We start from the raw sequence: 14,281 nt of genomic DNA, 5'->3' as shown, positions 1-14,281 counted from the left end.
TTCTGTTACCGATAGCATAAATATTTTACCGACTGAAATAAATATGCTACTCAGAATTATCGGGGCCACGAATCATGAAGCGATGGCTCAATGAAACCGGGAGGAAATCATGAAACGAATTCTCAGCGCTTCTGCTGTGGCGGTCCTGATGGGGACAGTTGCATTCGCAGAGCCCACGGTCGGTGTCAGCTGGTCGAATTTCCAGGAAGAGCGCTGGAAGACCGACGAAGCGGCGATCAAGGCTGCACTTGAAGCCGGCGGTGCCGAATACATTTCGTCGGATGCGCAATCATCGTCGGCCAAGCAATTGTCGGATATTGAAAGCCTGATCGCCCAAGGCGTTGATGCGCTGATCATTCTGGCGCAGGATTCTCAGGCCATCGGTCCGGCAGTTCAGGCTGCGGCGGACGAAGGCATTCCGGTCATCGCGTATGACCGTCTGATCGAAGATGACCGTGCGTTTTATCTGACCTTCGACAACGTCGAAGTTGGCCGGATGCAGGCGCGCGCGGTGTTCGAGGCAATGCCCAAAGGCAACTACGTGATGATCAAGGGTTCGCCCACCGACCCGAACGCGGATTTCCTGCGCGGTGGTCAGCAAGAGATCATTCAGGCCGCCGTTGACAGTGGCGACATCGTGATTGTGGGTGAGGCTTATACTGACGGCTGGCTGCCTGCGAACGCACAGCGCAACATGGAACAGATCCTGACCGCGAACGAAAACAACGTTGATGCCGTGGTCGCCTCGAATGACGGTACCGCGGGCGGGGCTGTTGCCGCGCTGACCGCACAGGGCATGGATGGCATTCCTGTCTCGGGTCAGGATGGCGACCACGCGGCACTGAACCGGGTTGCCAAAGGCACGCAAACCGTATCCGTCTGGAAAGACGCACGTGAACTGGGCAAAGCGGCCGGTGAAATCGCGGTTGCGTTGAGCGGGGGGACCAGCCCTGCGGACGTCGACGGCGCGGTCAGCTGGACTTCGCCCGGTGGGACCGAGATGAATTCGGTTTTCCTGGCACCTGTGCCGATCACCAAGGACAATCTGTCGGTTGTGGTCGATGCTGGCTGGATCCCACTGGAAGACCTGTGCCAGGGCGTCGAAAACGGCCCTGCACCCTGTAACTAAACCAAGTTCCAAATCATCACGTCTCTGGCCCGCAAGGCTGGGCCAGAGACCATAGCTGAACATGAAAGATCGGATTATGACCGAAACTTCGTCTCAGCCGGTACCCCAAAAAGCAAAGGCCAACCTGTTCCAGCAGCTGGAACTGGATATGCGGCTATTGGGCATGATCGGCGCCTTCATCATCCTGTGCATCGGCTTCAACATCGTGACGGATGGCCGCTTTCTGACACCCAGAAACCTGTTCAACCTGTCGATCCAGACCGTCTCGGTCGCGATCATGGCCTGTGGCATGGTGTTCATCATCGTCATGCGCCACATCGACCTGTCTGTTGGCGCACTGCTGGCAACCACATCTGCCGTCATGGCAATGACACAGACCGAGCTGTTGCCGAACGTACTGGGAATGGGTCTGAACCACCCGGCAACCTGGGCAATCACTTTGGTGGTGGGTCTTTTGGTCGGAACACTGATCGGCGCTTTCCATGGTTGGATGGTGGGCTATCTGACGATCCCTGCGTTCATCGTCACACTTGGTGGATTTCTGGTCTGGCGTAACGTCGCCTGGTACATGACCGATGGTCAGACGATCGGCCCGCTGGACAGCACTTTTCTGATGTTCGGGGGCACCAACGGGACGTTGGGAACAACGGTCAGCCTTCTGTTCGGCCTTGCGGCCACGGCCATCGCGATCTGGGCGCTTTGGAGCGGTCGTCGGTCCAAAGCGGCCCACGGGTTCCCAGTGAAACCGATCTGGGCTGAATCAACATTGGCCGGGATCATTGGCATCGCCATCATGGGCTATGTCCTGATCGTCAACAGCTATGCAATTCCGACACGCCGTCTGGAACGTATGTTTGAAGCGCGCGGTGAAACAATGCCCGAAGGTTTGATCGTCGGCTACGGCATTCCGATCTCGGTCCTCATCCTGATCCTTGTGGCGGTGACATTGACCGTTGTGGCCCGCAAAACCCGCTTTGGCCGCTATATCTTTGCCACCGGCGGCAACCCGGACGCGGCAGAGCTGTCGGGTATCAACACCCGCATGATGACCGTCAAAATCTTTGCCCTGATGGGGTTCCTGTGCGCACTGTCGGCGGTTGTGGCCTCGGCCCGTCTGGCCAACCACTCGAACGATATCGGCACGCTGGATGAGCTGCGCGTGATTGCCGCTGCCGTTATCGGTGGAACGGCGCTGTCGGGCGGTATCGGTACGATCTATGGCGCGATCCTTGGCGCGCTGATCATGCAGGCGCTGCAATCGGGCATGGCCATGGTTGGCGTTGACGCGCCGTTCCAGAACATCGTCGTCGGTACCGTACTGGTCCTCGCCGTCTATATCGACATCGTCTATCGCAAACGTCTGGGGGCGAAATGATGCAAGCTCAAGAAACACAGAACCAAGCTTCGGGCCGTGGGTCCGGCCAGCCTCCTTTGGTGGAAATGCGCGATATCTCGATTTCTTTCGGGGGGATCAAGGCGGTGGACCATGTTTCGGTCGATCTTTACCCGGGCGAAGTTGTGGGCCTTCTGGGCCACAACGGGGCCGGTAAGTCCACCTTGATCAAGGTGCTTTCGGGCGCCTATCAGAAAGACCATGGCGAGATTCTGATCGACGGCAACAAGGTTGAAATCAACAACCCACGGGATGCGCGGGCGAACAACATCGAGACGATCTATCAGACGCTGGCGCTGGCAGATAATCTGGATGCAAGCTCGAACCTGTTTTTGGGTCGGGAAATGGTCACCCCTTTCGGTCTGGTCAACGATGCCGCGATGGAGGCAGAGTGCCGCAAGATCATGGCGCAGCTGAACCCGAACTTTCAGAAGTTCAATGACCCGGTCTCGGCCCTGTCAGGCGGTCAGCGGCAATCGGTGGCCATTGCCCGCGCGGTGTATTTCAACGCGCGTATCCTGATCATGGACGAGCCCACGGCCGCACTTGGCCCGCACGAGACTCAGATGGTGGCAGACCTGATCCAGCAGCTCAAAGCGCAGGGGATTGGGATTTTCCTGATCGACCACGATGTGCACGCGGTGATGGAGCTGTGTGACCGGGCCTCGGTCATGAAGAATGGGCAATTGGTTGGCACAGTGGACATTGCCGATGTCACGGATGACGACCTGTTGTCGATGATCATTCTGGGCAAGAAGCCCGGCGAAAAGACGGAATGAGGTAAGCGAGATGACGAGCGGTTTCTTTCAGGGGATCGAGAAGGTCCGGTTCGAGGGCGAGGACAGCAAGAACCCGCTCGCATTCCGTCACTACAACCCGGACGGGATCGTTATGGGCAAACGCATGGAGGATCACCTGCGTTTTGCCGTAGCGTGGTGGCATTCCTTCGCGTGGGAGGGTGGAGATCCGTTTGGAGGTCCCACCTTCGAGCGCCCCTGGCATCCGCAAGACGATATGGGACGGGCCAAGATGAAGGCCGATGTTGCCTTTGAAATGTTCCAGATCCTTGGGCAACCTTACTTCTGCTGGCATGACGCAGACATTCGTCCTGAACAGGGTAACTTTGCAGACAACCTACGCACGTTGAATGAGATTACCGATTATATCGGTGACAAGATGCAGGTATCGGGCACCAAGCTGCTGTGGGGCACGGCCAATATGTTCAGCCATCGCCGCTGGATGGGCGGTGCCAGTACCAACCCTGACCCGGACGTCTTTGCCTTTGCCGCTGCAACAGTGAAGTCTTGCATAGATGCCACCCACAAGCTGGGCGGTGAGAATTATGTGCTGTGGGGCGGGCGCGAAGGGTATGAGACGCTTCTCAATACCGACATGAAGACCGAACTGGATCATATGGGCCGATTCCTGAACATGGTGGTCGAGTACAAGCACAAGATCGGGTTCAAGGGCGCAATCCTTGTCGAGCCCAAGCCGCAGGAGCCGTCAAAGCATCAGTATGACTTCGACGCCGCCACCTGCATTGGCTTCCTGCGCAAGTATGGGCTGGAGGATGAGGTCAAACTGAACCTCGAACAGGGGCACGCGATCCTTGCCGGGCATAGTTTTGAGCACGAGATCGCAGTGGCCGCAGCAGAAGGGATGTTGGGGTCGATCGACATGAACCGGAACGATTATCAATCGGGGTGGGATACGGATCAGTTTCCCAATAGTACACCCGAAGTCGCGCTGGCCTATTACCACATCCTGAAGGCGGGCGGGTTTACCACCGGTGGCACCAATTTCGACGCCAAGCTGCGCAGGCAGTCCATCGACGCCGAAGATCTGATCGCCGCGCATGTGGGCGGGATGGATGTCTGCGCCCGGGGCCTGAAAGCAGCGGCAGCGATGCTTGAAGATGGTGGTTTGGAGCAAGCTCTGGCGGACAGGTACGCGGGCTGGAAAACGCCCGAGGCGCAGGCGATGCTGAATTCCGGGTTGGACGAGATTTCGGCGCGGGTGGTGGCGGACGACCTCAATCCACAACCGCGATCAGGGCGCCAGGAAGTTCTGGAAAACTACGTCAACAGATTTGTCTGAGGGACGGAAACCCGGTCGGGGCGGTTGGTTCCGCCCCTTTGCTGATCAAGCGTCCTGAACGACCTGCTGATGAACTTCGATCACGTTGCCTTCTGGGTCGTGAAAGAACACCTGATGCCACTCTTTCGCAAAGGTGGTGCCGTAGTCGGAATAGGGTATGCCACGTTCGTCCAACAGCTTGAGGAAGGCGGGCAGATCGTCGGTGCGAAAGGCGATGTGGCCACGCTCGACCGGGTTGATAACCCGCCCGTTCTTGAAGGCCACATCAAAGGCGCGTTCGGCTAAATGCATCTGCATGTGGCCCTCGGTTGCAAAGCGGATTTTGCCGTCATAGCCGCTGTCGTTGTCGGCTTCGGTGCGCGGGAAATTGTCTTGTGGGATATCATCCAGACCCAGCACATTTGTGTAAAAATCATGCATACGATCAACATCATCAGCCACGAAGTTGATGTGGTGGAATTCCAGTTTCATGCTCTGCTTTCGCTTTGAACCATCAGTGTTTCGGACGTTCTAACACGTCCTCGTGGGGCTGTGGATGCCAAAACAGAAGGGCAGGCAACGTTGGGCTCCGGCTTCAGTTGGAAAGCTCGGAACGAAACCATTGACGCTCGGTTGTGATCTGTGATGCTGGCTCGGTAGAACACGGAATATGACGGGTTAGAATGTCCAGCCAATCCCAAACCGAAGCCGTTTTCCTAAGCGGCAGCCTGATGCGGCATGTCGCCCGCATGTCGCTGACGACGAGCATCGGGCTGATGGCCATCTTTGCGGTCGACTTTGTGGACATGGTTTTCATCTCGATGCTGGGTAACGATGCGCTGGCGGCGGCTGTCGGCTATGCCGGAACGCTGCTGTTTTTCACCAACGCGATCAATATCGGCCTGTCGATTTCTGCCGGGGCGCTGGTTGCCCGTGAGCTTGGGGCAGGGCGGGCTGAACAGGCACGGCAATATGCGTCCAGTGTGGCCGTTCTCGGGCTGATTGTTGGGTTGATCACCTCGGCTCTGGTACTGCTGAACGTGAACTACCTGTTGTCGTTGCTGGGTGCCGAAGGCGAGGTCTTGCGGCTGGCCACGCGCTATGTGTCGATCATCCTGCCAACCATGTGTGTGATGTCGATCGCGATGGCGGCGATGGCCGTGTTGCGTGCCCATGGGGATGCGCGGAGATCCATGATGGCGACGATTTACGGCGGCGTGGTAAATGCGGTTCTGGACCCGATTTTGATTTTTGCCGTCGGGCTAGGGCTGGACGGGGCCGCCATTGCATCGGTTCTGGCGCGGCTGTGCATGTTGGCGACGGCCTTGTTACCAGCGTTGCGGGTACATCAGGGATTTGCGCGCCCTTCGCTGAACCAGGTGGCCCAGGATTTGCGCCCTGTGAGGGCTATCGCGATCCCTGCCGTATTGACGAATGTTGCCACGCCGATCGGGAATGCCATCGTGGTGCGGGAAATTGCGCAATACGGAACAGATGCGGTTGCAGGTATGGCGGTGATCGGTCGGCTGCTGCCGGTGGCGTTCTCGGTCATCTTCGCTCTGTCTGGCGCGATTGGGCCAATCATCGGGCAGAATTTTGGGGCCGAAAAATTCGACCGGGTGCGTGCTGCGTTTTTGGCTGGGATCAAGTTTACGGCGATCTATGTCCTTTGCATGTCGGCCATCCTGTTTTTACTGCGCGCACCGATTGCGGATCTGTTCGCCGCCGAGGGTGAAACCAGGATTCTGATTTATCTGTTCTGCGGCCCACTGGCCTTGGCTTCGTTCTTCAACGGTGTGATCTTCGTGACGAATGCCAGCTTCAACAATCTGGGTCATCCGGTTTACTCGACGTGGATAAATTGGGGCCGCCACACCGTTGGAACCTGGGTTTTTGCTACGCTTGGCTCACAGATCGCCGGAGCGCCCGGCGTTCTTTTGGGCCAGGCCTTTGGAGGCATCATCTTTGCTGTCATAGGGTGGGTTCTGGTCGAGCGCGTGGTGGCACGGCTGGAGCGCACACAAACGCTCGAGCCTTTTACCGATCAGGGTCGGCTTCACTCGCTGTTTGGGCGTCGTGGCTGGTGACAAGTGGCGATCAGTTCCCCTGATTGCGCGCTTCCAGACGCTCTAGATTCACAACCGTCGACAGCATCAGGCGATCATGGCTCCAATCCTGCGTCTGCTGGATCGAAGCTGACCCGAGCGCAAGTAGGGTAGCAAAGGTCAATGCCATCCCCAGAAACAAAGCAGGCAGGGTGGGCACCGTCGGCTGAGCATCAGTCAGAGCAAGCACGCGCTGGCGCAACACGCGCTTGGCCTTGCCACCCGTCACGAAGGCAACATTCAGAACACGTGGATTGTTAGCCGAGATTGTGCGTGCGCAGTAATCGAGGAGGCACGCAGTGTATTCGCGCGCATCAATCCGTTTGCGGGCAACCACTGACTGGTCGCAGGCCAGTTCGCGCAAACGGCCGAACTGATATTTGAGCATCAGATAGGCGGGATTCCAATACAAGAGCGGGCGCAGCAGTTCAAAGCCCAGCTCCCATTCCACATCGCCAGCCCGAACATGCTGAAACTCGTGCGCCAACGCGAAGCGCAGTTCGCGTGGGGTATCCAACAGATGGCTGGGCAGAACGACATGGCGGCGGCGCAGCCCGCGTACTGCAAATGGAACGGTGATGCGGTCGGAAAGGCGGATATCCACCTTGGCTGATTGCCTCCAAAGAAAACTGGATTTGACGGTTTGACGGATCATCACAGCATCGCGCAGGGCGCGGGCGGCGAACACAGCCGCGACAACGGCAAGCATTACGGCGAGCGCGATGATCACTGGTTTCTGACCTGACAGGACAAGATCAATCCACCTTTCGCGGGTGTTCAGCAGGGCCTCGAACTGCGTGGCGGGCATGGCGATATCGCCGCGCAGGTAAGCCGCAACTGCGATGTCACCAAGGGCCACAGCACTTCCCGGTCGAACAAAAGTGGCCAGAGATGATACACCGAACGCAAGAAACGGGCTGATCAGAACGCAAACGCACAAAGCTTTGAGTGCATGCAGCTGCACGACATAGCTATGGCGCAAGGCTGTGCGGGTCAAAGCAGCACGCGCCACCAGCCAGATGACGGCCGACAAGGCCAGCACGATGTTGAGTTCGATAAATACGTCGAGAACCGGTCTAACCGCTGTCATTTTGCAGTCTCCTCTCTACCAGCGCTCGAATTTCCTCTAGGTCGGCTTCGCTCAGCCCCGCATCATCGACAAGCCGAGCAACCAAAGTGGCAGGGGTATCGTCGAACAGAGTGCGGGACAGGTTTTGCAGCGAACGGGCCTGATATCTGTCCTTTTCCAGAAGCGGCGTATAGATCAGGGTCTTTCCTGACTTGCGGCTTTCCACAAAGCCCTTTTCGTCCAGAATGCGCAGGATCGTGGCACCGGATGTGTAGGCCAGATTGCGTTCTGAGGGCAGGCGGTCCAGGACATCGCGCACCGAGCCTTGCCCGAGGGCCCAGAGCTCGTTCATGAACTCCAGTTCGACCTCGGTCAGCAGATTTGTTGTCTTTTTCTTTCGCATCGATCTCGGTGTCGTCATGTTTAGTATGCCTGACAGACAAACATCCTTTGGCTGCTACGCAAAGCTCAAACTTTCCAGAAGACGAAAATTCCCCAGCCGATGGACAAGAAAAGCGGCGTCCAGACCGGTTGCCCGACCAGTCCAAGCCAGGCCAGGAAGATGTAGGCCGAGCCCAACAAGGTGATGAACAACCTGTCACCCAGCGTGGTGGTCAGGCCGAGGACACCGCGCCGCTCGATCCCGTCGCGGTACTTGAAACCTTCGAGCACCCCGATCAGGGCGATGGCTGAGAAGATGCCAACGAACAGGGCCAACGTTGCCGGCGTCCATGCCATCCAGAAATCGGGCCATAGGGGATCTGTCCAAGAGAACCCTTTTTCCTCTTGCTTGCCGACATTGCCCCATCCGGCCTGCTGGGCGAAGGCCACGGAAGGAAAGAAGGTGAGGGTGAGAAGAAGTTTACGCATATCGAACCTCACACACGTCCCATCGCGAAACCGCGCGCGATGTAGTTGCGGACAAACCAGATGACGATGGCGCCGGGGATGATGGTCAGGGTTCCGGCAGCCGCCAACAAGCCCAGTTCATACCCCGCGCTGGAAGCGGTGCGGGTCATCACGGCGGCGATGGGTTTGGCCTCGACCGCTGTCAGAGTCTTGGCCAGCAGCATCTCCACCCAAGAGAACATGAAGCAGAAAAAGGCAGCGACGCCGACACCCGCTTTGATGTTGGGCAGGAAGATCGTCACGAAGAAACGCGGGAAGGAATAGCCGTCGACATAGGCCGTCTCGTCCAGCTCCTTCGGAATGCCACGCATGAAGCCTTCCAGAATCCAGACCGCCAACGGCACGTTGAACAGCGTATGTGCCAACGCCACGGCCAGATAGGTGTCGAACAAGTGGATCGACGAATACAGCTGAAAGAATGGCAGCGCGAACACGGCCGCAGGGGCCATCCGGTTGGTCAGCAGCCAGAAGAACAACTGTTTGTCGCCCAGAAACCGATAGCGCGAGAATGCATAGGCCGCAGGTAGCGCCACACAAACCGACAGCACCGTGTTGATCGTCACGTAGATGATCGAGTTGATGTAACCCCAGTACCACGTCGGGTCGGTGAAGATGGTGATGTAGTTCTCCAGCGTGAAGGTCTGGGGGAACAGGGAAAAGCCCGACAGGATCTCGTTCGTGGTTTTGAAGGACATCGCCACCAGCCAATAGATCGGCAGCATCAGGAACGCGATATAGAGGATCGGGATAAGGGACCGCTTCTTCATTGCGCGTCATCCTTTGTCATCAGAGTGTAGAAGACCCAAGAGACCAGCAGCGTGATGGCGAAATAGATCAGGCTCATCGCGGCCGCAGGGCCAAGGTCGAACTGTCCCAGCGCGATTTTCACAAGGTCGATCGACAGCAAGGTGGTTGAGTTGCCGGGGCCGCCGCCGGTCAGAACGAAAGGCTCGGTATAGATGTTGAAACTGTCCATGAATCGCAGCAGAACGGCGATGGTCAGGACGGTTTTCATCTTGGGCAGTTGGATATAGCGGAACACCGACCATGGGCTGGCGCCATCGATCTTGGCGGCTTGATAATAGGCATCCGGGATCGACACGAGGCCCGCATAACACAGCAGAACAACCAGTGAGGTCCAGTGCCAGACATCCATCACAATGACCGTGATCCAAGCCGAGATCGGCTGTTGCGTCATGTCATAGTTGATGCCCAGAACGTCGTTCAGGAAATATCCCAGCAGGCCGATCTTGGGCAGGGTGAAGATGTTCCACATCGAACCGACCACGTTCCACGGGATCAACATCGGCAGGGCCATCAGCACCAGACAGACAGGCACCCAAAACCCTTTGCGGGGCATCGAGAGGGCGACGATGATGCCCAGCGGCACCTCGATCAGCAGGATCAGGAAGGTGAACAGGAACTGCCGCCCTAGTGCCGCCTGAAACCGGTCGGAACGCAGGATTTGCTCGAACCAGCCCAGGCCTTCCCAGAAGAACTGGTTGTTGCCGAAGGTTTCCTGAACCGAGTAATTCACCACCGTCATCATCGGCACCAGTGCGTTGAACGCGACCAGCGCCAGAACTGGCAGGACAAAGAACCAGGCTTTTTGGTTTTCCGTTCTCATTGCGCCCGCTCCTCGGTTGCGATCCAGCCGTCGCGGTAGACGCGGGATTGTTCTGGTTTGAATTGCAGGAATACCTGCGAGCCAGGCTCGGGGACCTCATGTTCTGTAACAGCCTTGAGGGCTGTGTTGCCGACCATCGCGCTGACCACATAGTGGCGACCAATGTCTGACACTTTGGTCACATGCGCCGGGATACCGGTGTCGCCAAAACCCACATATTCGGGTCGGATGCCCAGATCGGTGCGGCCTCCGTCTCCATGGGTGGGACCTTCCAACATAACCTCGTGGCCTTCGAACACGGCGCGGTCGCCTTTGGCCTCGCAGGGCAGAACGTTCATACCGGGCGAGCCGATGAAATGGCCGACGAATGTGTGCTGAGGCCGCTCGAACAATTCGACCGGGGTGCCGATCTGCACCACTTCGCCTTCCTGCATCACGACCACTTCGTCGGCGAAAGTCAGCGCCTCAGTCTGGTCGTGGGTCACGTAGATCATCGTGGCTTTGACGCGCTGATGCAGTTCTTTCAGCTTGGACCGCAGTTTCCATTTCAGGTGTGGGTCGATCACGGTCAGGGGTTCATCAAACATCACCGCGTTCACGTCATCACGGACCAGGCCGCGCCCCATCGAGATCTTCTGTTTGTTATCCGGGCTAAGACCAGAGGCGCGTGTGCCCAGCATATCTGTGACGTCCAGCATCTCGGCAATCTCATCGACTCGACGCTTGATTGTCGCCGGGTCAACACCCCGGTTTTTCAGTGGGAAAGCAAGGTTTTCGCCTACGGTCATCGTGTCGTAGATCACCGGGAATTGGAAAACCTGCGCGATGTTGCGCTGATCGGGGGGCAGAGCGGTTACGTCCCGATCATCGAAGAGGATTTGCCCCTCGGACGGGGTCAGCAGACCCGAGATGATGTTCAGCAACGTGGATTTGCCGCAGCCCGACGGCCCAAGCAGCGCATAGGCCCCGCCGTCGCGCCAAGTGACGTCGATTTCCTTGAGCGCATAATCCTCGGGGCCTCTCGGCGCAGGCATATAGCTATGGCGCAGGTTCGAAAGCTTGATCTGTGCCATGTTACGCGACCCTTTGGCCGTCTTGGCCGAAATACCGGCAATGGGCCGGGTTCATGTAGAAACTGTGATCCTCGCCCACCTGATAGGGGTGCACACCGGCAGCCAGCGACACCCATGCATCCTCACCATGCTGGAAATGCGCGCTGGAATCCGAGCCCGACAATTCCGTCACGATCACCCGGCCCGTCAGTTCCACATCATCGTCCGAGGTGCGGAACGGGGTCACGCGATGGGGGCGAATGGCGACAGTGTAATCCCCGTCGGCCATGTCGGTCACCGGCCAGCTCCCTCCACCCAGTAATTGCGCCTGAGCGCTGGACACCGTGATTTGGCCGACGTTGATCGGCGGATCGGAAAACACCCGTGCGGCGGCGATGTTTTCCGGGTTTCGATAGATATCGGCAGTCGGGCCAAACTGGGTGACGCGGCCGTCGGCCATCAGGGCGGTGTATCCGCCTAACAGCAGGGCCTCTTCTGGTTCCGAGGTGGCGTAGACAACCACTGCACCACGTCCCGCAAAAAGATCAGGCAATTGCTCGCGAAGCTCTTCGCGCAGTTTGTAGTCGAGGTTGGCGAGCGGCTCGTCCAGAAACACCGCTCGGCTTTCCTTGGCGATGGCGCGGGCCAATGCCGTTCGTTGTTGTTGTCCACCCGACAACTCATGCGGGCGACGGTGCAACATCGGGCGCAGCTGGAGCAGATCGGCGGCCTCTTCCACGCGGCCTTCGATTTCGGACTTCGCCATACCCGCCACGCGAAGGGGTGACGCGATGTTGTCGAAAACAGTCATGTGCGGATAGTTCACGAAGAACTGGTGCACCAGGCTGATCTGCCGCTTCTGCGTGTTCAGCTTTGTGACGTCCTGGCCGTCCATAAAGACCTTGCCCGAAGCAATCGGGTCCAGCCCGGCCATCATCTTGATCAGAGAGGTCTTGCCTGAACCTGTCGCACCCAGCAGCACGTTGAAGTGGCCTGTTTGAAGGGTCAGGTTTGTGGGTTTGATATGGATGACGTTACCGACCCTTTTGGCCGCGTCTTGTAATTCGATCATGTTCGTGGGTTCCGATCCCGCAGTGCGTCGCACTGGTCTTTGGAGTGGGGATGCCGAAAACGGCACCCCCCGGTTCTTTCCGGCTTACTGAGACTGCCAGCGCTGAACCAGTTCGTCATAGTTGACGGTCTGGCCCTGCGGCTTTTCGTTCTCAAGCTTGGCCTTTGGCGAACCCGCTTTTTCCAGCCAGAAGGACGGATCCTGCGGCTCGTTCAGGCGCGGACCACAGCCACCGTAGACACCGGCGCTTTCATCTGCGGCCTGCATGCGGGCCATGGTGATGTCCATCTCTTCGGCCAAACGATCCATCGCCTCTTGCGGGGTAAACGCGCCCGAGTTCACGTCACCGATCTGCTGCCACCAGATCTGAGCCAGCTTCGGATAATCCGGAACGTTGATGCCGGTCGGCGACCATGCCACACGGTCAGGCGAGCGGTAGAACTCGACCAGACCACCCAGCTTGGACGCGCGTTCGGTGAAGCTCTCGTGGTTGACCGAACTGTCGCGGGTGAAGGTCAGTCCAACATGGGACTTCTTCACGTCAACAGTCTTGGACGTCACGAACTGAGCGTAGAGCCAGGCCGCCTGAGCACGATCCGAGGGGGTCGATTTCAGGAACGTCCAGGACCCCACGTCCTGATACCCAACCTTCTGGCCTTCTTCCCAGTAGGGGCCATGCGGGCTGGGCGCCATACGCCACAGCGGCGTGCCTTCGTCATCCACGGTGTTGTTACCTTCGGACTTCGGCTTGACCATGTCGGCGGTAAAGGCGGTGTACCAGAAGATCTGCTGAGCCACGTTGCCCTGGCTGAGCGCCGGCAGCGACTGGTAGAAGTCATAGGACGCCGCACCCGGAGGCGCATAGGCCCGCAGCCACTCATCCCACTTGCGGATCGCATAGACCGCAGCCGGACCGTTAGCCGCACCACCGCGCGAAACAGACGCACCGACAGGGTTACAGGTGCCCGCTTCCATGCGGATGCCCCATTCGTCGACCGGAACACCGTTCGGCTCACCCACGTCACCGGCACCGGCCATCGACAGCCAGGCATCGGTCATACGCCAGCCAAGGTCAGGCGCGCGCTTGCCGTAGTCCATGTGGCCGTAGATCGCCACGCCGTCGACTTCCTTCACATCATTGGTGAAAAACTCGGCGATGTCTTCGTAAGCGGACCAGTTGACTGGAACACCCAGGTCATAGCCATACTTTTCCTTGAACGCGGCTTTGTTGGCCTCATCATCAAACCAGTCCTTGCGGAACCAATAGAGGTTCGCAAATTGCTGGTCTGGCAACTGATAGAGGTTGCCATCCGGACCGGTGGTGAACTGAATGCCCATGAAGTCATCCAGATCCAGTGTCGGCGAGGTAGTCGCCGCCCAGTCACCGCCCATCTGTTCAGTCAGGTTGTAGGCCAGTTGCAGACGTGAATGTGTACCGATCAGGTCACTGTCATTGACGTAGCCGTCATAAAGGTTCCGACCGGTCTGCATCTGGGTCTGAACTGCCTGAACCACTTCGCCTTCGCCGAGAATCTGGTGGTTGACCTTGATGCCGGTGATCTCTTCGAAAGCCTTGGTCAGGACCTCGGACTCGTACGAATGCGTGGGGATGCTTTCTGAAAGAACGTTGAGTTCCATTCCGGCATAGGGTTCGGCAGCTTTGATGAACCACTGCATTTCCGCCATCTGTTCGTCTTTCGACAAGCTGGATGGCTGGAATTCGTCGTCGATCCAACGTTGTGCTGCGGCTTCGTCGGCCCAAGCAGAACCGTGCCCCGCAATGACGGCAGCCGCCGCCACTGCGGAAAGTAGATGTCTCCGCATCTGTTTCCTCCCAAAGATTATGGTT

Annotated in this window: 14 protein-coding genes; 5 read left to right on the top strand and 9 right to left on the bottom strand. The window is 58.1% G+C overall.

Annotated elements, in window-relative coordinates:
* The first annotated feature begins 109 nt into the window (after positions 1–109).
* The 4 genes from xylF to xylA all read left to right on the top strand — a co-directional run bounded on the left by xylF (position 110) and on the right by xylA (position 4,619).
* The gene (gene xylF, locus ACR0LF_RS04985) at positions 110–1,129 is read left to right on the top strand and encodes a D-xylose ABC transporter substrate-binding protein (protein WP_480575841.1); all 1,020 of its coding nucleotides are present in this window, start codon (positions 110–112) and stop codon (positions 1,127–1,129) included.
* Positions 1,130–1,205: 76 nt separating this feature from the next.
* Positions 1,206–2,504, top strand: coding sequence for a sugar ABC transporter permease (locus ACR0LF_RS04980; protein WP_480576188.1), 1,299 nt, complete (start codon positions 1,206–1,208; stop codon positions 2,502–2,504).
* Positions 2,504–3,301 (top strand): ATP-binding cassette domain-containing protein, encoded by a 798-nt coding sequence (locus ACR0LF_RS04975; protein WP_480575839.1) that lies wholly within the window; start codon positions 2,504–2,506, stop codon positions 3,299–3,301. Before ACR0LF_RS04980 ends, ACR0LF_RS04975 begins: the two co-directional genes overlap by 1 nt.
* Positions 3,302–3,311: 10 nt before the next feature.
* Positions 3,312–4,619 carry a xylose isomerase gene (xylA, locus tag ACR0LF_RS04970; RefSeq protein WP_480575837.1) on the top strand — a complete coding sequence of 436 codons (1,308 nt, stop codon included), beginning with the start codon at positions 3,312–3,314 and terminating at the stop codon, positions 4,617–4,619.
* Between the two features lie 45 nt (positions 4,620–4,664).
* Here the strand turns inward: xylA and ACR0LF_RS04965 are convergent, their stop codons facing one another.
* Positions 4,665–5,090 carry a VOC family protein gene (locus ACR0LF_RS04965; protein ID WP_480575834.1) on the bottom strand — a complete coding sequence of 142 codons (426 nt, stop codon included), beginning with the start codon at positions 5,088–5,090 and terminating at the stop codon, positions 4,665–4,667.
* A gap of 191 nt (positions 5,091–5,281) precedes the next feature.
* On the opposite strand from ACR0LF_RS04965, the gene ACR0LF_RS04960 reads away from it, so the two are divergent.
* Entirely contained in the window at positions 5,282–6,685 is a 1,404-nt protein-coding gene (locus ACR0LF_RS04960; RefSeq protein ID WP_480575831.1) for an MATE family efflux transporter, read from the top strand.
* A 10-nt stretch (positions 6,686–6,695) separates the two neighbouring features.
* Here ACR0LF_RS04960 and ACR0LF_RS04955 read toward each other — a convergent pair whose 3' ends face one another.
* The 8 genes from ACR0LF_RS04955 to ACR0LF_RS04920 form a co-directional block, all read right to left on the bottom strand.
* Entirely contained in the window at positions 6,696–7,793 is a 1,098-nt protein-coding gene (locus ACR0LF_RS04955) for a M56 family metallopeptidase (protein ID WP_480575829.1), read from the bottom strand.
* Positions 7,780–8,175 carry a BlaI/MecI/CopY family transcriptional regulator gene (locus tag ACR0LF_RS04950; protein WP_480575826.1) on the bottom strand — a complete coding sequence of 132 codons (396 nt, stop codon included), beginning with the start codon at positions 8,173–8,175 and terminating at the stop codon, positions 7,780–7,782. Before ACR0LF_RS04950 ends, ACR0LF_RS04955 begins: the two co-directional genes overlap by 14 nt.
* A gap of 65 nt (positions 8,176–8,240) precedes the next feature.
* Positions 8,241–8,642 carry a DUF2160 domain-containing protein gene (locus tag ACR0LF_RS04945; RefSeq protein WP_480575823.1) on the bottom strand — a complete coding sequence of 134 codons (402 nt, stop codon included), beginning with the start codon at positions 8,640–8,642 and terminating at the stop codon, positions 8,241–8,243.
* 8 nt (positions 8,643–8,650) lie between these two features.
* On the bottom strand, positions 8,651–9,448 hold the full coding sequence (locus tag ACR0LF_RS04940; protein ID WP_058280831.1) for a carbohydrate ABC transporter permease: 798 nt from the start codon (positions 9,446–9,448) through the stop codon (positions 8,651–8,653).
* Positions 9,445–10,308 carry a carbohydrate ABC transporter permease gene (locus tag ACR0LF_RS04935; RefSeq protein ID WP_058280832.1) on the bottom strand — a complete coding sequence of 288 codons (864 nt, stop codon included), beginning with the start codon at positions 10,306–10,308 and terminating at the stop codon, positions 9,445–9,447. Before ACR0LF_RS04935 ends, ACR0LF_RS04940 begins: the two co-directional genes overlap by 4 nt.
* Positions 10,305–11,381 carry an ABC transporter ATP-binding protein gene (locus tag ACR0LF_RS04930; protein ID WP_480575819.1) on the bottom strand — a complete coding sequence of 359 codons (1,077 nt, stop codon included), beginning with the start codon at positions 11,379–11,381 and terminating at the stop codon, positions 10,305–10,307. The genes ACR0LF_RS04935 and ACR0LF_RS04930 overlap by 4 nt, the downstream gene beginning before the upstream one ends.
* A gap of 1 nt (position 11,382) precedes the next feature.
* Complete coding sequence (locus tag ACR0LF_RS04925) at positions 11,383–12,432, bottom strand: ABC transporter ATP-binding protein (RefSeq protein WP_480575816.1); 1,050 nt, start codon at positions 12,430–12,432, stop codon at positions 11,383–11,385.
* Between the two features lie 84 nt (positions 12,433–12,516).
* Positions 12,517–14,256 carry an ABC transporter substrate-binding protein gene (locus ACR0LF_RS04920; protein WP_480575813.1) on the bottom strand — a complete coding sequence of 580 codons (1,740 nt, stop codon included), beginning with the start codon at positions 14,254–14,256 and terminating at the stop codon, positions 12,517–12,519.
* Positions 14,257–14,281: the final 25 nt, after the last annotated feature.

The sequence above is a fragment of the Ruegeria sp. E8 genome (genome assembly GCF_056533985.1).
This window is presented reverse-complemented; position numbering and strand designations above follow the sequence as displayed.